Raw genomic sequence first — 22,595 nt, 5'->3', positions numbered from 1 at the left:
ACCGGCCGCCGCAACCAACTACCCACCCACCCACGCGAACACCACCAGCAGGCAAAGGACACACCATGACCGAGACAGCAGCGACGGGCTCGACCCAGATCATCTGCCGGCGCCTCCCGGGGCGAACCGCAGTCGTCACCGGAGGTGCCAGCGGCATCGGCCTGGCCACCGCGAAGCGCCTCGCCTCCGAAGGCGCGAACGTCGTCATCGCCGACACCAACGCAGATTCGGGGACAGCCGCCGCCGAGGCGGTCGGGGGACTCTTCGTGTCCACCGACGTCACCGATGCCGACCAGGTGGAGAACCTGTTCCAGACGGCCTTCGACACCTACGGCAGCGTGGATGTCGCCTTCAACAATGCGGGAGTCTCCCCACCGGCAGACGCCTCGATCACCGAGACCGGACTCGACGTGTGGCGCAAGGTCCAGGACATCAACCTGACTTCGGTGTATCTGTGCTCGAAGGCGGCACTGAAGCACATGCGCAAGCAGGGCCGCGGCTCGATCATCAATACGGCCTCATTCGTGGCGCTGATGGGCTCGGCGACTTCCCAGATCTCCTACACTGCCTCGAAGGGCGGGGTGCTGGCCATGTCGCGGGAACTCGGTGTGGAGTTCGCGAAGGAAGGCATCCGCGTCAACGCCCTGTGCCCGGGGCCGGTCAACACCGAGCTGCTCCGGGAACTGTTCGCCAAGGACCCCGAGATGGCGGCCAGGCGGCTGGTGCACGTGCCGATGGGACGCTTCGCCGACGCTTCCGAAATGGCTGCCGCCGTGGCCTTCCTCGCCAGCGACGATGCGTCGTTCGTCACCGCACAGTCGTTCACCGTCGACGGCGGCCTGACCAACGCCTACACGACCCCGCTGTGAGTGGCGATGGCATGAAGGCAAGCCAGTCCGCGGGCAGTCAGGTGACAGCGCTGCGGGCGATCGCTCCCGCCCGGTCGGGCAACATCTTCGAGGAGACGATCGAGTGCCTGCTCCAGATCATCCGCCTCGGGATCATCCCGCCCGGGCAGCGTTTCCCACCCGAACGGGAGCTCGCCGAGCAGCTGCGGGTCTCCCGGGCGACTCTGCGTGAGGCGATCTCGGAGCTGCAGACCGCCGGCTGGGTCAATGTCCGCCGAGGTCGCGGTGGCGGAACGTTCGTCGCTCGCACTCCCGCAGGCGGCTGGGCGCCCTGTCCGACTCATGACCGTGACACCGGCCGCGGGTCCGGGTTCTCCGCAGCTGAGGTCGAAGACACCCTGACCTGGCGTCGTGTGATCGAGATGGGAGTCGCCGAGGTGGCTGCCGGGCAGGATCTCACCGCACCCCAGCGAGGTCAGCTGGCCGGAGCCATGGACGCGAGTCGCCAGTCGAGCCTGGCCGAGTACCGGCGCTTGGACTCCCAGCTGCACCTGACTTGGGCGCAGGTGACAGGCTCTGCGAGCCTCGTGCGCTCGATGGTCGAGAGTCGGACTCGGGCGAACAAACTGCTCGAGCAGATCCCGATGATCGAACCCAATCTGGCCCATTCGCACGAACAGCATCAGCGGGTCCACAACGCGATCCTCGCTGGAGATGCCGACGGGGCCCGCACAGCGATGGCTGAGCATCTCGACGGCACTGCAGCATTGCTGCGCGGCTTCCTTGCAGAGCCCTGATCACGAGCGGTCCCGCGCGGGCCTCACCCCTTCCCGGCGGCCTCCTGCTGGGCACGTTGGGCGATGCGACCTCCGGCCAGGACCATGTCGACCTGCCGGGGCGAGAGCGTATGGCGGAATTCGAATTCTCGCCCGCCCACCTCGGCGCTCACGGTCCCGCCGTCGGCCAGCTGATCGCGCAGTCCCCGGAACTTAAGGACATCACCCTGGGACAGGGTCTCGTAGTCGTTCTCATCTGAGAATTCGAGGGCGAGGACGCCGAAATTCGCGAGGTTCTGCCAGTGGATGCGCGCCAAGGATTTGGCGACGACGATGCGCAGACCCAGATAGCGCGGGGCGATCACGGCGTGCTCACGCGATGAGCCCTGGCCGTAGTTCTCCCCGCCGATGATCGCATGTCCGCCGGCATGGCCCGCTGCCCGTTCGGCATAGCTCGGATCGACCTGGATGTAGACGAATTCGGAGATCTTGGGAATGTTGCTCCGATAGGGCAGGACCCGGGAGCCGGCGGGCATGATCTCGTCGGTGGAGACGTTGTCGCCGACCTTGAGCATGATCTCGAGATCGATGTCTTCGGGCAGCGGATCGAAGTCAGGCAGTGAGGAGATGTTCGATCCTTTGACAAGCTCGACCTGCCGCGCCTCGTCGAGTGGAAGCGGTGGGGCCAGCATCGACCGATTGGCGGAGAACTTCTCCGGGAGTCTGACCTGTGGATATTCGATGCCCAGCTCTCGTGGGTCTGTGATCTTGCCCGTCAGTGCTGCGGCTGCGGCAGTCTCCGGAGAGCACAGCCACACGGCGTCTTCGTCGGTGCCCGAGCGGCCGGGGAAGTTTCGCGGCATGGTGCGCAGGCTGTTGCGGCCCACCGCTGGGGCTTGTCCCATGCCGATGCATCCCATGCACCCCGACTGGTGGATGCGTGCGCCGGATCCGACCAGTGAGGTCAGCCAACCGCCGGCGATGAGGTCGGCGAGGATCTCTCGCGATGTCGGGTTGACGTCGAGTGAGATCTGCTCGTGGATGCGGCGGCCCTCGAGCGTCTCGGCGACGACCGCGAAATCCCGCAGACCCGGGTTGGCCGAGGAGCCGATGACGACTTGGAAGACCTCCTCACCGGCGGCATCACGCACGGGGCGGACATTGCCCGGTGAGGAGGGCGCGGCGATGAGCGGTTCGAGCTGCGAGAGATCGATGGCATCGTGGAGATCGTACCGGGCGCCCTCGTCGGCTTCGATCCGGGTGAAGTCTTCGCCCCGGTCGCTGGATTCGAGGAAGTCCCGGACTGCGTCGTCGGCGGGGAAGACCGTGGCCGTGGCACCGAGTTCGGCACCCATATTCGCGATCACGTGGCGGTCCATAGCTGTGAGGTCCTTGAGGCCCTCGCCGTAGTACTCGATGATCGTGCCGACCCCGCCCTTGACTCCGTGACGACGCAGCATCTCGAGGATGACATCCTTGGCCGACACCCACGGCGGCAGCGTGCCGGTGAGTTCGACTCCCATGATCTGGGGTGCACTGATGTAGAGCGGTTCGCCGACCATGGACATCGCGATCTCGAGACCGCCGACGCCGATGGCCAGCATTCCCAAGGCCCCGGCCGCGCAGGTGTGGGAGTCGGAGCCGATGAGCGTGACTCCGGGTTTGCCGAACCGCGACTGGTGTACCGGGTGGGACACGCCGTTGCCGGCGGGGGAGAACCACAGACCGAAGCGCTGCGCGGCAGAGCGCAGGAACATGTGGTCCTCGGGGTTCTTCTCATCGGTCTGCAGAAGGTTGTGGTCGACGTATTGGACAGAGGTGTCCGTGCGGATCCGGTCGATGCCCAGTGCTTCGAGCTCGAGCATCACCAGCGTACCCGTCGCGTCCTGAGTCAGCGTCTGATCGATGCGGACTCCGATCTCGTGTCCGGGTTCAAACGTGCCGGATTCCAGATGTGAGCCGATGAGCTTCTGAGCGACATTCTCAGCCATCGTCACCCTCCTCATGAAGTGGTCGAACTGCTGGTGCTGCACGCTCTCACGTGGTCAATCCACGGTAGTCCTCGTTCAGGGAACTCACAAGGGCGGTTTTCCCGGGAGCAGTGCGCCTCCGCGCGCGAGGGCGCATACTGGACCCATGCCGGAATTGCCCGAGGTCGACGCTCTCGTCCACTTCATGGGCCCCCGTATCGTCGGGGACTTCATCACCCGAACCGATATCGGTGAACTGAGCATCCTCAAGACGGCCGATCCGCCCTTGGAAGCGATCAGCGGGCTTGAGATCAGCGGGGTCTCCCGGGTGGGCAAGGCCCTCCTCATCGAGTTCGACGGACTCGACCTGGTGTGCCGTTTCGCCCGCGCAGGCTGGTTGATCTGGCACGAACAGGTGCCCACCGGGCCGGTGAGGATGGGCAAGGGGCCGCTGGGCCTGCGCATCCACTTGGCTTCCGGCGCCGGCTTCGACATCAGCGAAGCGGGAACGAAGAAGAACGCCTCGGTGTCTCTCGTCGATGACCGCACCGAGGTTCCAGCCATCGCGAATGCCGGTCCCGATGCCCTGTCCATCGATGACGACCAGTTCGCCGCGCTGCTCGCGGACTCGAGCTCACGGATCAAGACCGTGCTCGAGGAACAGCAGCTCATCGCCGGCATCGGCAACGCCTACTCCGACGAGATCCTCCACACGGCCAAGCTCTCTCCCTTCACCCCGGCCAACCGTGTCGATGCGGAGGCGCTGCTCGAGGTGATCCGTGGGGTTCTCGGCGCTGCCCGCGAGGCGCTGAACGATCTGCCGCCGGCGAAGGTCAAGACAGTGAAGAAGCGCGGGCTTCGGGTCCACGGCCGAACCGGTCAGACCTGCCCGGTGTGCGGTTCGACCATCGCCGAGGTCTCCTATGCCGACAAGTCACTGCAGTACTGCCCCGGTTGTCAGACCGGCGGGAAGAAGCTCAGTGATCGCCGGATGGACCGGCTGCTCAAATAGCCCCGGACTCCTGAATCGTTGGCTCAGCCGTTCTCGACTGTCCTCTGCAGCAGGGGAGTGACGCGGTATTCGACCATCTGCTTCATCGACACGAGGGTGCGTGTGCGTTTGACGCCGGGAGTTCCGAGGATCTGCCCGGCGACCCGATAGAGGTCATCGGTGTCTCGGGCGACGATCTGGATGAGGGTATCGGCTGTTCCGCTGACGCCGATGACCTCGAGAACTTCGGGGATCCGACTCAGCGCCGCACCGACCTCGTCGAGTCGTGACTGTTTGAGGTTGGCCAGCACGTGCGCCCGGATCGGATAGCCGAGCCCAGACGTGTCGACACGATGTCCGAACGGGTGAAGCCCCTCGGACTCAAGCCTGCCCAACCGTGCCTGAGCGGTGTTCCTGGCCACCTGCAGACGATGGGCCAGTCCCGCGATCGTCGCTCGCGGCTCGCGGATGAGTTCGAGGAGGATCCTCGCATCCAGCACATCTGCGATTCGTCGCCGTCGCCCCTCGGTCATGACACCACCATCTTTCCTCAGCGAAATGCTCACCAGCTGCTCAATCGTACAACTCTATACTGAGCATTCTGCTCAATTTCGAATCGACATATTGAGCACTCCGATCAGACCTGTTTGGATCGTTGTGAGTCGGACCGGACCTGGACCGACCTGCGGTTCGACATACACCGTCGGCACCCCTCGGGCGCAGCTGCCCTGCGTGCGCCGGTCCATGTGCCCAACGGCCACATGGACCGGCGTACGCGCCAGACAGTTCATTCAAGGAGGAATACGTGTCCGACCGCTCTGCTCTCGACGCCCTCGACGAGATCCATGACCGCATCCTGTGGCTATCGACCTCGATCATCCACCACGCCAACCGAGTCCGGCCCAACCGGAGCGGCCTCAAAGTGGGCGGCCATCAGGCCTCATGCGCATCGATCACCTCGATCATGACCGCGCTGTGGTTCCACGAACTTCAGCCCGAGGACCGCGTGAGCATCAAACCACATGCCGGTCCCGTGTGGCATGCCATCAACTATCTCTTCGGCGAACTCGATGAAGAGCAGATGACCACGCTGCGGGAGTTCGGCGGCCTCCAGAGTTACCCGAGTCGCACAAAGGACCCGGTCCCGGCCGACTATTCGACGGGATCAGTGGGCATCGGTGCCACTGCCCCGATCTGGGGAGCCGTTGCCCGCCGCTACGTCGACTCCAGCCTGCGCGACATCGGCACCGGACGGCAGTACTCACTCGTCGGCGATGCCGAACTCGACGAAGGAGCCGTCTGGGAAGCCGTCAACGATCCCGGAGTCAAGCATCTCGGCGAGATCGTGTGGATCATCGACCTCAACCGGCAGTCGCTTGACCGCGTCGTCCCAGACATCGCCGCCGGACGGATCGAGGCGACGTTCGAGGCCGCCGGGTGGCAGGTCATCACGGTGAAGTTCGGGCGTCTGCTCGAAGATCTCTTCGCACGTGAGGGCGGGGACGCGCTGCGCCGGCGCATCCTCACGATGTCCAATCCCGAGTATCAGCGGATCCTGCGCTGCAGCGCCGATGAACTGCGCACTCGGCTGCCCGGAGAAGCAGGAAGTGACGATGACAGCGAGAGCGGTCAAGCGCTGAGGGCCCTCATCTCCGACCTCGACGATGCCACGCTCTTGGCCGCGATCAGGAACCTGGGTGGTCATGACATTCCGACCCTGCTCGAGGCCTTCGCGCAGATCGACGACTCTCGTCCTACCGCGGTCATCGCCTACACGATCAAGGGATTCGGGCTGCCGAGCTCCGGCCATCCGCAGAATCACTCGGCGCTCATCGACGAGGCCGAGTATTCGGCATTGGCCGAACTCAGCGGCCAGGATCCGCAGTCGCCGTGGTCGCGGTTCGACTCCGACACCCCCGCCGGTCAAGTCGTGGCCGAAGCCGCACAGCGACTGGCCCGGCCTGAATTCGCGCCGGCCGCACCGGTCGAGCTTCCCCGCGATCTGGAACGGAGGCACAAAGGGACCTCGTCCTCGCAGTCGGCGCTCGGTCGGGTCCTCATGGACCTCAGTCGGCAATCGCCGGAGACAGCACGCAGGGTCGTGACCGTCAGTCCCGATGTGTCATCGACGACCAACCTCGGCGGATGGGTCAACAAGGTCGGTGTGTGGAGCGCGGACGCGGCACAGAACTGGTTCGCCGACGATGCGGAGACGATCCTGCAGTGGAACGAATCGGCACACGGCCAGCACATGGAGCTCGGCATCGCCGAGACCAACCTCGTCGGACTTCTCGGCGAATTGGGTGCGACGTGGAGCCGCTGGGGCGAGCCGCTGTTCCCGATCGGGGTGATGTACGACCCGTTCGTCAATCGGGCGCTTGAGCCGTGGACGTTCGGCATCTATGCCGGTGGCCAGTCGATTCTCGTCGGCACTCCATCCGGAGTGACGCTGGCTCCGGAAGGCGGGGCGCACCAGTCGATCACCACTCCGTCGACGGGCATCGAGGTGCCGGGGCTGGTCACGTATGAACCGGCCTTCGCGCAGGACGTCGAATGGTCGCTGCTGCACGCGATGTCGCTCATGGGAAGGCCCGGCGGCGAATCGGCCTACCTGCGCCTGTCCACTCGCGCCGTCGACCAGAGTTTGGCCCGCGTTCCCACGGATCCTGCCGCTCGGGAGCGTCGCCGGCAGCAGGTCATCGCCGGGGCCTACCGGCTCAGGTCCTCGACCCGACCGGTCGTGCAGCTCGTCGGAATGGGCGCTCTCATGACCGAGGTGCTCGCGGCGGCCGATCGACTCGCCGAGATGGGAATCGAGGCCGAGGTCGTGTGCGTGACGAGCCCCGGTCTGCTCTATCGTGCGCTGAGATCTGGGCAGCGCCGTTCTCCAGCCATGGAGTCCGCTGGAGGGTCTGCCGCTGGTGGGAATGGTTGGGTTCTTGATCAGGTGTTCCCTGCCTCGAACGCGGTGCCCATGGTCACGGTCCTCGACGGCCACCCGCACACGCTGTCATTCCTCGCGACGGTCAATCAGGTCGAACATGTGGCGCTGGGCGTGAGCACCTTCGGGCAGTCGGGCGACATTGACGATGTCTACCGCTATCACGGCATCGACACCGAATCGATCGTCTTCGCGGCGCTCGATGCAGTCCGCAGCTGAGCGGCACCTCAGCAGGTGTGGTGGCCTGACCGCGGGAAATAATCCTCCCGCGGTCATCGTTGCAGGAAGCAGGCAACCCGACCCTGAGCCGATAGAGGACCATCATGACGCAGCAGCTGCAGATCCCCGGCACCGACCTCACCATCTTCCCCATCAATCTGGGGACGAACACCTTCGGGTGGACCGCTGACGAAGTCGGATCACACGCCGTGCTCGACGCGTTCGTCGCCGCCGGCGGCAACTTCCTCGACACGGCCGAGTCCTACCCGGCATGGGTGCCCGGGAACACCGGGCGAGAGTCCGAGACCATCATCGGCACCTGGCTCGCCGCCCGCGGGAACCGGGACAAGGTCGTCATCGCGACGAAGGTCGGTGACCATCCGGATCACAGGACACAGGATCCTGAGTACATCCGCACCGCCATCGATGCCTCCCTCGAACGACTCCAGACAGACTACGTCGACCTCTACTACGCCCACCGCGATGATGAGGTGACCCCCATCGCCGAGGTGGCCCGAGTCTTCGATGAGATCGTGTGTGCCGGTCAGGCCAAGCATGTCGCCGTCTCCAACTATTCGAAGGACCGTCTGGCCCAATGGCTGGCCGTGGCAGAGCAGGAGAACCTGGCCACACCCGTGGCGATCCAACCTCAGTACAGCCTCGTGTTCCGCCGCGACTACGAGGCCGAGCTGCAGCCGCTGGCCGATGAGCACAACCTCGGCGTCTTCACCTACTTCAGCCTTGCCGCAGGATTCCTCACCGGAAAATACCGTACGGAGGACGATCTCGAGGGAGCCAGCCGGGGCGGTCTGGTGCAGGGATACTTCAACGCCGATGGCCTCACCGTCGTCGATGAGCTGGTTGCCGTGTCTGAAGTCCATGACGCGGCACCGGCAACCGTTGCGCTCGCCTGGCTGCTGGCCAAGGGAGTCACCGCCCCGATCGTCTCGGCGCGCACACCCGAACAGCTCGATGCCCTGATGGCGGCCCCGGACCTTGATCTCAGTCCCGTGGAGCTCTCGCGCCTCGATCGGGCTTCGTCTCCCTTCGCCTGAATGTGACACCATCCGCACTGGTGGCCCGCCTTCGCACCTCCGCGGAAACGTCTATGCTGACCCGGCGACCATATCCGGTCCCGCGCCATAGGCGCGCAGGGCAACCTTGGAGACGTGCATGAGGAAGTCAGCCGTGGGCATCCGCTCCGGCACGGGGGTGTGCACACGCTGAACCAGGGCTTCGGTGATTCCGCCGACGATGATGAGGCTAGTGAGGCCGCCGTCGTCGCAGCGCGGCGACGCTCCAGGCAGCGACAGATCGAACGTCGAGGCCACGCGTGTGAACGCGACATCGACCGCGGCTGCAAGCATGCGCATCGTTTCACGCCGCCTCGCCTCGAGTGACTCGTTGACACCGACGGCCTCAATTTCGAGGACGCGAGCCTTGCGCTCATCGGCGAGCATCGGCATGAGCGCGGCGGAGACGATGCGCACGGTCGTGTCGAGGAGGTCTGATTCGGCCGGGATCGTCAATGACGTCATTGCCTCGCCGATCTCCTCGTTGAGGACGATGTAGAGCTGTTCGAGCAGCGACTCCTGCGCCGACAGCGACTCCTGCTGCGCATCCGATCTGCGGGCAGGGAAGAGTTCGTAGAAGGACCGACTCGAGACCCCGGACTCGTGACACAGTGCCTGGATCGACGTTCCGCGAAAGCCCAGCGTTCCGTACAGTTTGAGGGCGGCCTCAAGAAGCCTTTCCCGGCGGGCCCCATCACGGTCGGTTCGTGAAGTCCCACGCCACAGTCCCGTGGCGGACGTGCCGGAGATTTCGGCGGGCCGTGCAGAATCTCGAAAGTTCATGACTCCAGTGTAGTGAAAATATTGATTTTCAATGGCAGTATTGTGACATGCCTTACAGTGTCAGACAGAAACATCGAGCCCCGGCGGTCACCGAGGAGATCGCACCGAACCCTGCACTGCCGCGGGTGTGCATCATCGGCGCCGGAGCCTCGGGCCTCGCCGCGGCCAAGGCCCTCTACACAGCTGGAGTTCCCTTCGACTGCTTCGAGAAGGGCACTGAATTCGGTGGCAACTGGCTCTACGACAACCCCAACGGTGTCAGCGCCTGCTACGAGACCCTGCAGATCAACACCTCGTGCCCCCGCATGGCCTTCTCCGATTTCCCGATGCCAGCCGACTACCCCGATTACGCCAGTCACGACCAGGTCCATGCCTACTTCCGCGACTACGTCGCCCACTTCGGCTTCGGCCACACGATCACCTTCACCACCGAGGTGACCCATGTTCGACGAGGTGAACACGGTGGTTGGGATGTCGACATCTGTTCCACCAACGCCTCTTCCGCTGATGCCGGCATCGCCGCCGAACCTGACGAGACTGCGTCGACCCAGACCCGCCATTATGGCGCCGTGATGGTCGCCAACGGCCATCACTGGGATGCGCGTTGGCCCGAGCCCGAGTACCCGGGTCGCTTCGACGGCGAGCAGATCCACGCCCACGACTACCGCAGCGGAGACCAGCTCGAGGGTCGCGATGTTGTGGTCGTCGGTGCAGGCAACTCCGCGCTGGACATCGCCGTCGAGGGATCTCACCGGGCGCGCAGCGTCAACCTCTCGATCCGCCGCGGCCAATGGGTGCTGAAGAAGACTCTCTTCGGAATGGCCGCCGATCAGATCGCCCTGCCCAGCTGGGCGCCCTGGTGGGCCACGAGCGCTCGCCTGCGCATCGCCGCGATGCTCTCCGGGGGACTGCGAAAATACGGTCTGCCCACTCCGCCCCATGCACCGGGCCAATCGCATCCGGTGCAGTCGGACGCCATCAGGGACCGCCTCGGTGCCGGTGCGATCACAGTGAAACCGAGCATCGAACGACTCGAGAGTGATCGGGTGGTGTTCACCGATGGAAGTGAGGCACCGGCCGATCTCATCGTGTGGGCGACAGGATATCGGGTGAACTTTCCCTTCTTCGATCCGGAACTCATCTCTGCCGAGGGCAATGACCTGCCGCTGTTCAAGCGCATGATCCACCCCGATCGACCCGGCCTGTTCTTCATCGGTCTCCTCCAGCCGATCGGTGCCGTCATGCCGCTGGCCGAAGCACAGAGCAGACTGGTCGTCAAAGCGCTCACAGGCGAGTACGAACTGCCGAGCCGGCAGGACGTGACCCGCCGAATGCACGAGGACGATCGGAGGAACAAACGAGCGTTCTACGATTCGCCCCGGCACACGATGCAGGTCGACTTCGATCACTATCTGTTGGAACTGGAGCGCGAAATGCGCAGAGGAAAGGTGGCGGCGTGAGCCGAACACGGACATTGACAGGCCGAGTCGTGGCGATCACCGGTGGGGCCCACGGCATCGGCCGAGAGATCGCAGCGACGTTCACAGCTGCCGGGGCACGAGTGGCCATCGGTGATATCGACCTCGACGCCGCCCGGGAGGCCGCTGCGGAGCTGGGAGTCCACGCCAGCAGACTCGACGTCACGGACCCGGATTGCCAGAACGCGTTCCTGGCCGAGGTGACAAGGGAGCTCGGCCCCATTGACATCTACGTCGCCAACGCGGGGCTGATGTGGGTCGGGTCCTTCACAGATGAGCCCGCCACCGCGACGCGGGCGCAGATCGAGGTCAACCTGCTCGGAGTCATCAACGGCATCAAGGCCGTGGCTCCAGGCATGCTGGCCCGGGGGCGGGGTCACCTCATCACCGTGGCCTCAGCAGGCTCCATCCTCCCCACCCCTGGTGAGGCCAGTTATGCTGCGACGAAGCACGGTGTCCTCGGTTACCTCAAAGCGGTGCGCGCGGAGATGCGCGGAACGGGTGTCCACGTCACATCGATCATGCCCGGCGTCGTCGACACAGCTCTTGCCGCAGGTACTTCGAGCGGGGCAGCCAAACTGCTCACTCCCACCGAGGTGGCCCGGGCCGTTGTGAGAGCCGCCGCCCGGCCCCGCTTCGAGGTGACCGTTCCGGCTTTCATCGGCCCAGCAGTGCGAGTCGTGAATCTCCTGCCGAGACCGATCCACGACCGGATCTGCGCCGCCCTTGTGCCCAACCAGCTCCAGGCGCGCAAGGATCAGCGTCGGGACTACGAAGCGGGATTCACTGGCTCGCAGCGGTGATCTCTTCAGCCGATGAGCGGACCTGTGAGTTCAAGGCCGCGGTCCTTCAGACGACTATCGCGGCGATGAACATCGCCAGCTGGTGGAGTCGACGACGAGCAGTGCCCGGCCGCCTGAAGAGGGCTATGAGTGACGTCTGCGCGTCTCAGACGGCTTCTCTCGATGTCGCTGGGCGTAGTCCGCGGCGAAACGGCCCAGGTGGGTGAACCCGAATCGTCGAGCCACCTCGGAGACGGAAGAGTCGCAGGGGCTCGACTCTCGAAGTGCTTCGGCCACTCGGTCCAGGCGGACAGTCTTGAGGTACTTCATCGGTGAGAGATCCAGCTCTCGTCGAAACGACAATTGCAACGACCGCCCGCTGACGCCTGCATATCGGGCGAGGGATTCAAGTGTCAGCGCCTCCTCCGGAATCGCATGAATGAGATCGACGCCCCGGCGAAAGGCCGAAACGGATGCCGGCGACGTCCCGTGCAGCTGCGGACGCAGTGAATGTTCGCCGGTCCACAGCAGGCCGACGACGGTCTCTTCGACGAGGTGATCGATGAGCAGAGGACCGGTGTCTTCTCTTTGGGGCAGAGTCAATAGGAGGCGCACCGCTTGCATCCACGCGGCTCCATCACCCCTATCGATCGTCATCGGCAGTTCGAAGTCGATCGGTGAGCACACCTGGGTGCCGAGGTATTGCGCAGTGATGCGCTCGAATGCGGATCGTTCGATCTTGACGGTGAACATTGTGCAGGGAGAGTCCCAGCCGCTGAATGCCGTATCGACATCGGGCCTGTAGACGGCGCACCGTGATCGGTTTGCCACGATGGCGTTTGAACCTGCCGACGTCCGGAACGAACCGTTCAACGCGATATTCACCTGGTAGGCGTCTTCGTAAGGGCCGGTCTCGACTGTGACTGGAGCTGTATACTTCAGCGTCCCGATCGACAAAGGGCCCACCTTGGTCGCCGTTGCCCGCATCTCGAATCGAGAGCCGATTCCCCGAATGCGCAGCTGGTGCGGGTAGTAGAGCTCGGTGCCGACTTCCCGTGCCTCTTCAGGCGATTGCCCGCGCAGCCGCCTCGGCGACAGATCGAGGTCCGGGCTGCGGTCGGCTGAGCTGTCGTTCATCTCAGATCGCTGTCAGCTCGCTGACCCGGTGGAAGCCGCGACCGTAGTAGACCAGCCCCTCTGCGTCATCCCTGACTCGGATCGAGTCGATTTCGACGAAGAGCACGGAGTGGGTGCCCTGTGTCATTGTGCTTTGGATGTGGCCGACGAGGGCGACCCGAGCGTCTTTGAGGGTCGGTGCGGTGGTGTCGTCATCCCAGATGTCCCACGCGAACCGGTCCTCCATCGGAACCTTGGTCGCCCCGGAGAAGTGACGAGCCAGTTCGCACTGCTCGGCGGCCAGGACGTTGATCGCCACCACTCCGTTGCTCGTGAAGACGTCATGGGCAGCACTGCGCTGGTTGACACACACGAGCACTGTGGGCGGAGAGTCCGTGACCGAGCAGACCGCGCTGACCGTGATGCCGAGTTTTCCGTGGTCTCCTTCGGTGGTCACGATATTCACGGCCGCGGCCAGGTGCGCCATCGCCTGACGGAACTGCTGCTGGACGTCGTTGAGGTCGTTCATGACTCTTCTCCTCCTGATAGTGCGAAATCGACGATGGTGGCCCCGCCCGTGGCATAGTTGCCCACATCTGCGGCGACATCCTGTCCTACCGGTGAGGCCATTGCGCTTGCGAAGGTGCCCTTGTCGGGGAATTCTGCTTCGAAGATCGCGAAATAGGGTGAATTGCCGTCTTCATCCGCGGTGATGTCGACTGAGTACGACCAGCTCAGCATTCCGGGCAGCTGCTTGGCGAGCGGCAGATGGGTCGTGGTGTAGTAGTCGATGAACGCGGCCCGGTCGGTGGGCTCGGGGTAGAGGACGAGAAGTTTGTGCATGGTCGGCTCCAGTCTTGGGATCGATTCGGTGAGTGCGGGAATCAGGCAGAAGTGCGCTCAATGGCCGCGTCCACACGCTCTTCACTGGCCAGCAGATCAATCTGACGGATCGGGTGGTTGAAGTTCTCGGTGAACTCATCTGTCAGCTCCTGGTTGTTGACCATGGCGCTGAAGAGCTTCGGGATCTGCGGAAGGGTGGGCGTGTGGATGATTGTATTGAGCCAGTCGTTGGCGGCCTCGAGGCGTTCATTGCGACGGGCTGCCACCTTCTTCATGAAACGTTCGTCGAAGACATCGTCTTCGATGATCGCATCGCCGACGACTCGAGCTGAATAGGCGGTTGAGTTCGCGCCCTGTGCTTGTACAGGGTCCATGGTCAGGTGCACGTCGCCCAATGCCAGAAGGAACTTGCCGTTGGGGAGGCGAGCGTAGTCTTCGCGCATCACCGGAGTGAATGCACCCTGGAGGATGTCTTTGTCTGAGTCGGACTGGAGGCGGAATTCGTCGTGGTCGACTCGGTCGTAGACGGTGGGGTGATGCTCCTTGAGCATGTCGAGCGTGAGCTGGCGGTAGGCCTCAGGATCATCCGCATAGCGCTGATCGGTGAGCGGTTCCTGTGCGCCGCCGGGCACGCTTTCGAACAAGAGGGCCATGACATCGCCGGAGAACGACCACATCGGAATGGCAAGGAGCTCTCCGACGCCGGGAACCACGCTGACCCCGACCCCGTTCGGATCGCAGCGTTCGACGCCCTTCCAGAACCCCACCGCAAGTTTGCGCTGAGGGCGATCGTAAGGTGACCTGTCTGCGCGTTTGGGGAACATTGCGCCGATTTCGCCTTTGCCGGTCGAGACCACGACCAGATCGTGGACTTCGCTGAGGTCCTGGATGTCGGGGACTGCAAGATCACGATATTCGATGACGCCGCCGCGGTCGGTGAAATCCTTCATCAGCCGGGGCAGATAGATTCGATAGTCCAGCGTCCGTGAGGGTGACGCGAACTGACCCTGGAAGGTCCGTTCCTCGCCCCAGCCGTTGTAGTGGTAGTGGTGGGTGTAGTAGTACTGGTCCTCGGTCCAGTGGTTGATCCCGAGGTCCTCTTCCAGCTCGAGAGTCACGTGCATATGGGCGACACTGTTCATCACCTTGCCATCGGCCACCTCTTCGGCTGTGCGGTTGGTGTAGATGGTCGTGGCGATTCCATGCTGCCGCAGCTGCAGACCCAGGTGGAGTCCGGCAACTCCTGCGCCGATGATCCCGATGCTCTTCATCATTCATTCCTCTCGGATGGACGTCGATGTCCGACAGTAGATTCGTGCGTGTTCGCATATCGAGCACATTGAAAGTTTCTGCTCTCTATGTGAGCAATGAATCTACCGAAAGTGGCGTACCGCACACAATGGTGCCAGGGATAAAGCTGGCATCTTTCGCAAAACGGATAGTGGAGGTTCAGGCCATCGACGCGGTCATCGGCCAAGGACGCGAGCAGTCAGAGCTGCCAATCGTTCGCGGGAGACGTCAGGCGTTCGCTGTATATCCGCAGTTCGTTGACCATGAGCTGCACGTCTTTGTCGCCCACAGGGAACAGGAGGGAAAGACTGGCTTCCTGTCCGTCGGGCATTCTCACGGGAGCGGCGAGGGCTTCGAGTCCGACGAACGGTCTCCCCTTGGTGTGAACGTAGCCCGTCTGCCTGGCCAGTGCCACCTCGTCGGCATCGTGCTCACTGTGCTCCTGCAGGGACAGGATCGCCAGGCCGGGCGCGCTGTTGTCCACTGGGAAGCGACTGCCCGTTCGCACAGCGACAGAGGCAGGGCTCTGCCCCGGTCGGGTCGATGACAGGACGACGGCATCGTTGCGCTGTCGCGCGCAGAAGATCGCCGTCGCCGAGGTGACATTCGACAGTTCCTGCAGGACCGTCGTGATTTCGATTTCGACGTCGCCGATTCCAGATTTTGCCAGGGCAGTCATGCCCAATCCGACCCGGAACCGTCCGTCTTCATTGCGCGTGACGAGAGAATAGTCCTCCAGGGTACGAAGAATTCGATAGACGATGGACCTGTGCAGGTCGAGCTCCGCGGCGAGTTCCCTGCTGGTGCGCTGTCGTCCATCGGCAAGGAGCTGAAGCGCGTCGAGGGCCCGCTCCAGCGTCTGGGATCGAACTCCGCGGCCGGGCTTGGGCGCGGGATCGGTTTCGTTGCTGCTCACGCGTCTGCCCTCCTCTACGGCCTCGGATGTTCATCCTATCCGAACGGAATCGCGAGGAGGGCGTACGTGCCGATCTGCTACTGTCCCGGCGCAGTGATGCCCTCGACCGTGGAGCCGATCAGGGCGGCGGCTGCACGCTCGGCGATCATGATCGTGGGCGCATTCGTGTTGCCGGTGGGCACCTGCGGCATGATCGAAGCATCGGCGATCCGCAGGCCAGCCAGTCCGTGGACCTTGAACGACTGCGGATCGACGACGGCAGCATCATCCTGACCCATTCGGCAGGTGCCGACCTGGTGGTGGTAGGTGACCACAGATCCTCGGACATAGTCTTCGAGATCCTCATCGGCGACCTCGGGGCCGGGGAAGATCTCGGTCGGCTTCCACGCTGACAGCGCCTCGGCGCGTCCGATCTCCCGGCACTGCTTCACCGAGGCTACGAGGGCGTCGACATCGGCCTGCTCAGTCAGCACATTCGGGTTGACCAGCGTCGGGTCCTGCGGGTTCGGTCCGCTGAGAGTGACCTCGCCACGGGACTCGGGACGAACGATCCCACCTTGGAGGGTGAACGCGTTGTCCGGGCCCGACTGCACATTCGGCGCGGAATCCTGGGCATACATCGGTACTGAGAAGAACAGTGGTTGGGTGTCGGGCACCGGAAGGTCAGGCTTCGATTTCCAGAACAGATGCACCTCGGCGGGGGCGATCTCACCCATCGGCACGGGCTCGGAGCCGGTGGTGAAGATGACCGGGGAGAGCCAATGATCCTGGAGGTTCTTGCCCACCCCTGGCAGGTCGTGGATGGGATCGACTTCGACCTCGCGCAGCTCTTCGGTAGGGCCGATGCCGCTGCGCAGGAGCAGCTCGGGTGAGGCCAGCGCACCGGACGTGAGGATGACCTCCTCGGCGGTGATCGTGCCCACCCGTCCGCGGAAGTCCACCTCGACCCCGGTGATCTGCTTGTCGTCGGCGATGAGCCGGCGTGCGTGCGTCGACGTCAGGATCGTGAGATTCCCATCGCCGAGGCGGGGCTTGAGGTAGGCGCGCCAGGTGTTCAATCGCTTGCCGTCGCGGACGTTGAGTTGGATCCGGGAGATGCCCTCGACGCTGCCGGAGTTGTAGTCCGGGTTGTAGCTCAGACCGATCTGCTCACCGGCGGTGACCATGTCCTCCTGGATGGGATTGCGCTCGTAGCCGATGCGCACGTCCATGGGCCCGTCCGTGCCCCGATTGTCCGTGAGTTCGCCGTCATAGTTCTCGATGGCCTTGAACACGGGCAGGACTTCGTCCCAGGACCAGCCAGGGCAGCCCGATTCCACCCACTGCTCGTAGTCCCAGGCATCGCCGCGAACCCAGATCACAGCATTGAGCGCGTTCGATCCGCCGAGGACCTTTCCGCGGGGCAGGTGGATCTTGCGATTCATGGCCGCCGGCTGTGGGGTCGTGTAGTAGTCCCAGTCCTGTTTCGAATGCCAGATCAGGCCGAGGGTGTTGAGGTGATCGATGTTCGGGTTCGTCTCATCTCCGCCGGCCTCGATGAGGCAGACCTTCTTGCCTGCATCGATGAGTCTGCGGGTGATCACGCACCCGGCAGATCCGGCGCCGACGACGACATAGTCGAAGCGTTCGTCGGGCAGGTCGGTCGGGAAGGTCTCGCTGTGCTCGGTGATCGAACCTGTTGGGCTGACTGCGTTGTCTGCTGCGGTGGTATTCATGACGTCAGAATAGAGACCTGTCTCACGCTGCAACAGGGGGCGGAGCGGAACTCTGCACGCACAGGCAAGCAGGGACACTGCGTGTGCGCGGAGGGTCAATTCGGTACGCGAAGCGCGGACGCCCACACCGCCTTCTGCTGTGAGCACCTATAGTGGCGTTCGGAACATCCACTCACTCAGCGCAGCTCTGACACGCAGGGCAGGAGGAACACATGCTTTTCTTGGCACGCATGGACGTCGTATTCCCCGAATCGATGACCGACGAGACCAAAGCCGATTTCCAGGTCAGGGAGAAGGCCTATTCTGCCGATCTTCAGGAACGCGGAATCATGAAGGGCATCTGGCGAGTGGTTGGGGAATACTCGAACTACTCGATGTACGAGGTCGATGACCTCGACTTCCTGCACGCGACCTTCCAAGGCTTCCCGATGTTCGCCTATATGAACGTCAAGGTCACGCCCTTGGCGAAGCACCCCAACGCAACCACGGATGATTTCTTCGGCGAACTCTGAGGCTCACGTTCCGTGAACCAGGCGACCTTCGAAATAGGTTGTGAGGACCGTGGTCTCATGCAGATGGGCGGGATCAGCGGTGAACAGGTTCCGGTCCAGGACGATGAAGTCGGCGGACATTCCGGGGCGCAGCATTCCGGTGACCTCACCCAAGCCCATTGCGTGAGCTGGGTTGCGGGTGAATGCTGAGATTGCCTGTTCGACGCAGAGCGCCTCGCCGGGGTTGAGTTCTCCTGCCACCGCAGGGTCCGGGTTGGCTCGGGTGATCAGGGTTGCCAGCCCGGTCCACGGATCCGGAGTCGGAGCAGCGCAGGGCCAGTCGGAACCACAGGAGACCTGTGCGCCGGAGTCGATGAGCCGACGCAGCGGCCAAGAACGTTCGAAGGTCTCGGCTGACACCTGCTTGGCCATCGATTCTTGCATCACCGAGGGGAACCACAGGTACGGAGACGCGTCGGGGACTACTTGCAGCTCGGCAAAACGAGCCAGATCATCGTCGTGGACATACTCCACGTGCGCAATGTGGAACTTCGTCTCCCAGCCACGTTCACGTCTCACCGTCTCCACGGCGTCGAGGATCATCCGGACAGCACCGTCGCCGGTGGCATGCAGCTTCGCGCTGAGGCCACGGTCGGCCAGGGAGAGCAGCGAAGCGACGAGCTCTTCGCGGCCCCAGAGCGGTTCGCCGGTGAAGGTCGGATCATCCCCGGGGTGGTGGCACTGGTACGGAGTGAGCAGTGCCGCGGTGCGAGTCATCGGGACGCCGTCGAGCACGTATTTGGCGAAGGTCGGATGCAGATGAGCCGTGTGGTTCGCGTCTCCGACCCGATAGAGCTCTTCGCCGGTGATGCCCTCTTCCAGAAAAGGCTGTGCAGGCATCGAGGCCACCACGTGGGCGGTCAGTATTCCGGCTTCGTCGAGGACGCGCAACGTGGTCAGCGCGTAGTCCATCGTTGCAGATTCCTGTACAGCGGTGACTCCGAACGAATTGAGAGTCTGTACTGCGGTGCCGATAGCCCGTGCATGGAAGTTCGCGACGTCGCTGATCGACTCCAGCACTGCTGCCTCGGCTGCGCTGCAGGCCAGCTCGGTCAGGACGCCATTGTGCAGACCGGCCCTGTCTCGGACATACGTTCCGCCCTCTGGATTCGGTGATCCCTCGGTGATGCCGAGGATCTCGAACGCGGCAGAGTTCACCCATCGGTTGTGCATCGTGTCATCGCGCAGCAGCACGGGATGCCCTTCTGCTGCATCATCGAGGGTCAGCAGGTCCTGGTGGGTGAGATCGTCCATGACGGTTGAGCCGACGATACCGCCGACCACCCATTGGCCGGGCTCGAGCTCCGCTCGCCACTGTCTGACCTTTGCCGCAATCGCGGCGACATCGTCGCTGGGCAGCACCTGGAGTTCGAATGCGAGCTGGCGCCCGCCGAGGCCGAGGTGAGCGTGCACGTCGACCAGACCGGGCATCGCGAACTGACCATCGAGATCAACCACCCCGGCGTCGGCGGTCACCGATGAACGAACCTCGTCGAGGGTTCCGACCGTGCCGATCCTGCCGTCTTCGACAGAGAAGGCCTCGGCCCATGGGCGTTCGGGGTCGCTGGTGTAGATGGGGCCGTTGGTGACGATGAGTGTGGTCATGCCGACAGGCTAATGACACGGCTCGGGTCGCGACACACCCTGGGCGCAACTGTGCGCGAACTGGCAAGCCGAGGGGGCCGACCTGCGTGGAAAATCAAGTTCACCCCACCTCGGCGAAACATTCGATCAGCGTGGTCCGGAGGGTCGCGTCCGTGCATTGACGACGAGCAGCACCAACAGGACGAGGCACAGGCCGGCGATCATCGCACTGGCGACGCTGACTGCTGAACCCAATGTGCCGGCGGTGGCAAGGGCGCCCATGCCGATGGCCGTCGCAGCTTGGAGTACATAGGCTGCCAAGTAGAGCAGAGACAGAGTCCCGCCGCGGTGGTGGGCAGGAACTGCTTGGTTGATCACCCCGAGCCCGCCGGTGAACGCAAAGGCGTAGGCGACTCCGCCGACGAAGCACCAGGCCAGGAACAGTTCGATTGAACCGAATCCCGCCGCCGCGGCCATGAGGCTCAGGCTGACGAGCGTCAGCAGTGCACCCATCAGTACCGAGGTACCTGGTCGGACACGTGCGAGCAGGAGACCGGTGACGCCGATGGCTGCCGAGGAACATCCGAGCAGGGCTCCCACCGTTGCCGCATTGGTGGTGTGGGTGAATTGGCCGATCATGTGCGAGCCGAGTGAGAGGAAGATCGCTCCCACGCAATAGGCGAGAGAGACCGACAGTGCTGCGATCGAGAAGCTGCCGCGCTGTCCGGGGGCGAGACGCAGGGTCTGGGGCCGCCACCGGCGTGATTCCGAGGGGCGGTCGTCCGGGGTCAGAATCAGCGCGACGACAGCGGTCACGGCCAGGCCCATCAGGAGGATGTAGCTCCAGAACAGGGGCATGGGGAAGTACCGAGCGAAGACGCCGCTGAGCACAAGCGCCAGGGTGAGTCCGGCTGCGGTCGACACGGTTGCCAGAGAGCTGGCGAATCGGGCGTTGCCGGTCGTGTTGTTCTCTACTAGGGACGCCGTCGCGGCCCCCATCGCCAGTCCGGAACCTGCGCCCTGGAGCACGCGTCCGACAAACAGGAACGCGACGTTCGGGGCGATGGCGAAGGCGACGGCCGACGCCGCGATCATGGCCACGCCCCACACCATCACCAGCCGTCGCCCGAACTGATCCGACAGATTGCCGAAGAGAGGGAGGGTGACGATGAGTGCCAGCTGATAGGTGGCGAACACCATTGTGATCAGGGCTAGGCTCAATTCCCACTTCTGGGCGTACAACGGGTAGAGAACGCTCGGAGCTCCGCTCGACCACAGCACCAGAGCGAGCACCGACGCCGAGGTCCAGAAGGCTCCCGCCCTGCCTAGCCTGCTCGCTGCCGGCATCAGTCGTCGGCGTCGAGGTGGGAGCGAACCGCCACGGCGAAATCGTCAACGTGCTGGAACACGCCGCCGTGCCCGGATCCGGGGTAGATGATGAGCGTGCTGCCGGGGATGCGAGCATGCAGATCGCGCGACACAGCGATGGGGCCATCGCGGTTCATGATCCTCTCGCGCAGCCGGGCCAGAAGGGATCGCAGCATATCCCAATAGATGTAGGTCCCACCTGCCGGGTGGTCGATTCCGGCACCGCCGGAAGGGCCGGTGCCGGCCAGGACGATGCGGCGAGTTGGTGTCGAGGTCCAAACGGTCGGACTCTGCTGAGCGGACTTCTCATCCATGAGTGGTCACCGAGTTCGGGTCGGTGGTGACGAGGACCTTGCCGCGTGTTCCACCGGCGAGGACATCGTCGAGTGCCGTCTGAGCCTGGTCGAAGGCGCGTACATGATCGATGATCGGGCGCAGGACCCCATCGTCGGCGAGTTTCGCCACTTCCTGCAGGGCGGCTCCGTCGGGAGTGATGAACAGAAACCTGTATGTGACTCCGAGGCGGCGCGCTCTGCGGCGCACACGTGCACTCATGGCCCTGATGGCCAACCGAACTACCCGGTTGACGCCGATGCGGCGCGCGAACACCGGCTCGGGTGGTCCCGTGATTCCGATGGCTGTGCCGCCGGGTCGCAGCACCTCAAGCGAATTCAGGAGTGTGGTCCCACCCTGAGTTTCGAGGACGAGGTCGAGTGACGTGCCGCCGAGTCGCTGGGCAAGGTCGTCGCGCGTGTAGTCGATGACGATGTCTGCGCCGAGTTCTCGAGCGGCATCGATGTTCTTCGTCGAGACAGTGGTGGCGACGGTGGCCCCCAGATGCTTGGCGAGCTGGATCGCAACAGAGCCGACACCTCCGGTGCCGCCGTGCACGAGAACCGTATCGCCCTGCGCCGTGTGCCCCATGTCCACCAGGGCCTGCCATGCGGTGAGTGCCGCGACAGGGAGGCCGGCAGCCTCCGACAGACTCAGCGATTGAGGCGCGCGCGCCACATCGCGAGCATCGACGGAGACGAACTCCGAAAGAGTCCCTGCGGCGAAGAGACCGACATATCCATACACCTTCTCGCCCACGGTGATATCGGTGACAGCGGAACCGGTCTCGACGACGATCCCTGCGAACTCACCGCCCATGACCTTCGGAAGGTCGATGGGGAAGAGGAGTTTGAACTCGCCCGCCCGGAGCCTCTCATCGGCATGGTTGAGGCCTGCGGCGACCATACGCACCAGTACTTCATGGGGTGCGGGGATCGGAACGGGCATCTCGGTCTGCCGAAGTGCGGAGCCGTACTTTTCGAGGACGAAGGCTTTCATAGTGAGCTCCTGGCAGCAT

General features: G+C 63.9%; 21 protein-coding genes. 8 read left to right on the top strand and 13 right to left on the bottom strand.

Translation table 11 applies throughout. From position 1 onward, the window contains the following. The first annotated feature begins 65 nt into the window (after positions 1-65). Both JTF07_RS15415 and JTF07_RS15410 read left to right on the top strand, forming a co-directional pair. Complete coding sequence (locus tag JTF07_RS15415; RefSeq protein WP_213018845.1) at positions 66-869, top strand: 3-oxoacyl-ACP reductase; 804 nt, start codon at positions 66-68, stop codon at positions 867-869. Positions 870-880: 11 nt separating this feature from the next. Then, positions 881-1,645: a FadR/GntR family transcriptional regulator gene (locus JTF07_RS15410; protein WP_204235081.1), complete on the top strand. Its 765-nt coding sequence runs from the start codon at positions 881-883 to the stop codon at positions 1,643-1,645. A 23-nt stretch (positions 1,646-1,668) separates the two neighbouring features. Here the strand turns inward: JTF07_RS15410 and JTF07_RS15405 are convergent, their stop codons facing one another. Continuing rightward, on the bottom strand, positions 1,669-3,615 hold the full coding sequence (locus JTF07_RS15405; protein WP_204235080.1) for an aconitate hydratase: 1,947 nt from the start codon (positions 3,613-3,615) through the stop codon (positions 1,669-1,671). Positions 3,616-3,760: 145 nt separating this feature from the next. On the opposite strand from JTF07_RS15405, the gene JTF07_RS15400 reads away from it, so the two are divergent. Further along, positions 3,761-4,606 carry a DNA-formamidopyrimidine glycosylase family protein gene (locus tag JTF07_RS15400; RefSeq protein ID WP_204235079.1) on the top strand — a complete coding sequence of 282 codons (846 nt, stop codon included), beginning with the start codon at positions 3,761-3,763 and terminating at the stop codon, positions 4,604-4,606. A gap of 23 nt (positions 4,607-4,629) precedes the next feature. On the opposite strand, the gene JTF07_RS15395 is transcribed toward JTF07_RS15400, so the two are convergent. After that, entirely contained in the window at positions 4,630-5,118 is a 489-nt protein-coding gene (locus tag JTF07_RS15395; protein ID WP_143922284.1) for an Lrp/AsnC family transcriptional regulator, read from the bottom strand. A gap of 272 nt (positions 5,119-5,390) precedes the next feature. On the opposite strand from JTF07_RS15395, the gene JTF07_RS15390 reads away from it, so the two are divergent. Both JTF07_RS15390 and JTF07_RS15385 read left to right on the top strand, forming a co-directional pair. Next, a complete protein-coding gene (locus tag JTF07_RS15390) occupies positions 5,391-7,745 on the top strand; it encodes a thiamine pyrophosphate-binding protein (protein WP_204235078.1) in 2,355 nt (784 codons plus the stop codon). Between the two features lie 104 nt (positions 7,746-7,849). Then, entirely contained in the window at positions 7,850-8,800 is a 951-nt protein-coding gene (locus tag JTF07_RS15385; protein ID WP_204235077.1) for an aldo/keto reductase, read from the top strand. Between the two features lie 51 nt (positions 8,801-8,851). Here JTF07_RS15385 and JTF07_RS15380 read toward each other — a convergent pair whose 3' ends face one another. Continuing rightward, positions 8,852-9,601 carry a TetR/AcrR family transcriptional regulator gene (locus JTF07_RS15380; protein ID WP_204235076.1) on the bottom strand — a complete coding sequence of 250 codons (750 nt, stop codon included), beginning with the start codon at positions 9,599-9,601 and terminating at the stop codon, positions 8,852-8,854. Between the two features lie 47 nt (positions 9,602-9,648). Here JTF07_RS15380 and JTF07_RS15375 point away from each other — a divergent pair, with 47 nt between their 5' ends. Then, complete coding sequence (locus tag JTF07_RS15375; RefSeq protein ID WP_204235075.1) at positions 9,649-11,061, top strand: flavin-containing monooxygenase; 1,413 nt, start codon at positions 9,649-9,651, stop codon at positions 11,059-11,061. Further along, on the top strand, positions 11,058-11,882 hold the full coding sequence (locus JTF07_RS15370) for an SDR family oxidoreductase (RefSeq protein WP_204235074.1): 825 nt from the start codon (positions 11,058-11,060) through the stop codon (positions 11,880-11,882). Before JTF07_RS15375 ends, JTF07_RS15370 begins: the two co-directional genes overlap by 4 nt. 123 nt (positions 11,883-12,005) lie before the next feature. Here JTF07_RS15370 and JTF07_RS15365 read toward each other — a convergent pair whose 3' ends face one another. The 6 genes from JTF07_RS15365 to JTF07_RS15340 all read right to left on the bottom strand — a co-directional run bounded on the left by JTF07_RS15365 (position 12,006) and on the right by JTF07_RS15340 (position 17,741). Then, a complete protein-coding gene (locus tag JTF07_RS15365) occupies positions 12,006-12,998 on the bottom strand; it encodes an AraC family transcriptional regulator (protein ID WP_204235073.1) in 993 nt (330 codons plus the stop codon). A 1-nt stretch (position 12,999) separates the two neighbouring features. After that, positions 13,000-13,506 (bottom strand): flavin reductase, encoded by a 507-nt coding sequence (locus JTF07_RS15360; protein ID WP_204235072.1) that lies wholly within the window; start codon positions 13,504-13,506, stop codon positions 13,000-13,002. Then, complete coding sequence (locus JTF07_RS15355) at positions 13,503-13,820, bottom strand: EthD family reductase (RefSeq protein WP_204235071.1); 318 nt, start codon at positions 13,818-13,820, stop codon at positions 13,503-13,505. The genes JTF07_RS15360 and JTF07_RS15355 overlap by 4 nt, the downstream gene beginning before the upstream one ends. A 41-nt stretch (positions 13,821-13,861) precedes the next feature. Beyond that, positions 13,862-15,094, bottom strand: a complete 1,233-nt coding sequence (locus tag JTF07_RS15350; RefSeq protein ID WP_204235070.1) for a styrene monooxygenase/indole monooxygenase family protein — start codon at positions 15,092-15,094, stop codon at positions 13,862-13,864. A gap of 215 nt (positions 15,095-15,309) precedes the next feature. Then, the gene (locus JTF07_RS15345; RefSeq protein ID WP_204235069.1) at positions 15,310-16,026 is read right to left on the bottom strand and encodes an IclR family transcriptional regulator; all 717 of its coding nucleotides are present in this window, start codon (positions 16,024-16,026) and stop codon (positions 15,310-15,312) included. A 77-nt stretch (positions 16,027-16,103) separates the two neighbouring features. After that, entirely contained in the window at positions 16,104-17,741 is a 1,638-nt protein-coding gene (locus JTF07_RS15340) for a GMC family oxidoreductase (RefSeq protein ID WP_204235068.1), read from the bottom strand. A gap of 212 nt (positions 17,742-17,953) precedes the next feature. Between JTF07_RS15340 and JTF07_RS15335 the strand changes: the two genes are divergently transcribed. After that, positions 17,954-18,253, top strand: a complete 300-nt coding sequence (locus JTF07_RS15335; protein ID WP_204235067.1) for a muconolactone Delta-isomerase family protein — start codon at positions 17,954-17,956, stop codon at positions 18,251-18,253. A 3-nt stretch (positions 18,254-18,256) separates the two neighbouring features. Here the strand turns inward: JTF07_RS15335 and JTF07_RS15330 are convergent, their stop codons facing one another. The 4 genes from JTF07_RS15330 to JTF07_RS15315 all read right to left on the bottom strand — a co-directional run bounded on the left by JTF07_RS15330 (position 18,257) and on the right by JTF07_RS15315 (position 22,576). Further along, the gene (locus tag JTF07_RS15330) at positions 18,257-19,897 is read right to left on the bottom strand and encodes an amidohydrolase (protein ID WP_204235066.1); all 1,641 of its coding nucleotides are present in this window, start codon (positions 19,895-19,897) and stop codon (positions 18,257-18,259) included. Positions 19,898-20,023: 126 nt separating this feature from the next. Further along, the gene (locus JTF07_RS15325; protein ID WP_213018844.1) at positions 20,024-21,223 is read right to left on the bottom strand and encodes an MFS transporter; all 1,200 of its coding nucleotides are present in this window, start codon (positions 21,221-21,223) and stop codon (positions 20,024-20,026) included. Continuing rightward, complete coding sequence (locus JTF07_RS15320) at positions 21,223-21,558, bottom strand: alpha/beta fold hydrolase (RefSeq protein ID WP_204235065.1); 336 nt, start codon at positions 21,556-21,558, stop codon at positions 21,223-21,225. The genes JTF07_RS15325 and JTF07_RS15320 overlap by 1 nt, the downstream gene beginning before the upstream one ends. Continuing rightward, on the bottom strand, positions 21,551-22,576 hold the full coding sequence (locus JTF07_RS15315) for an NADP-dependent oxidoreductase (protein ID WP_204235064.1): 1,026 nt from the start codon (positions 22,574-22,576) through the stop codon (positions 21,551-21,553). The genes JTF07_RS15320 and JTF07_RS15315 overlap by 8 nt, the downstream gene beginning before the upstream one ends. Between the last annotated feature and the right edge of the window lie 19 nt (positions 22,577-22,595).

The sequence above is a fragment of the Brevibacterium sp. RIT 803 genome, from assembly GCF_016892625.1.
GTDB lineage: Bacteria > Actinomycetota > Actinomycetes > Actinomycetales > Brevibacteriaceae > Brevibacterium.
This window is presented reverse-complemented; position numbering and strand designations above follow the sequence as displayed.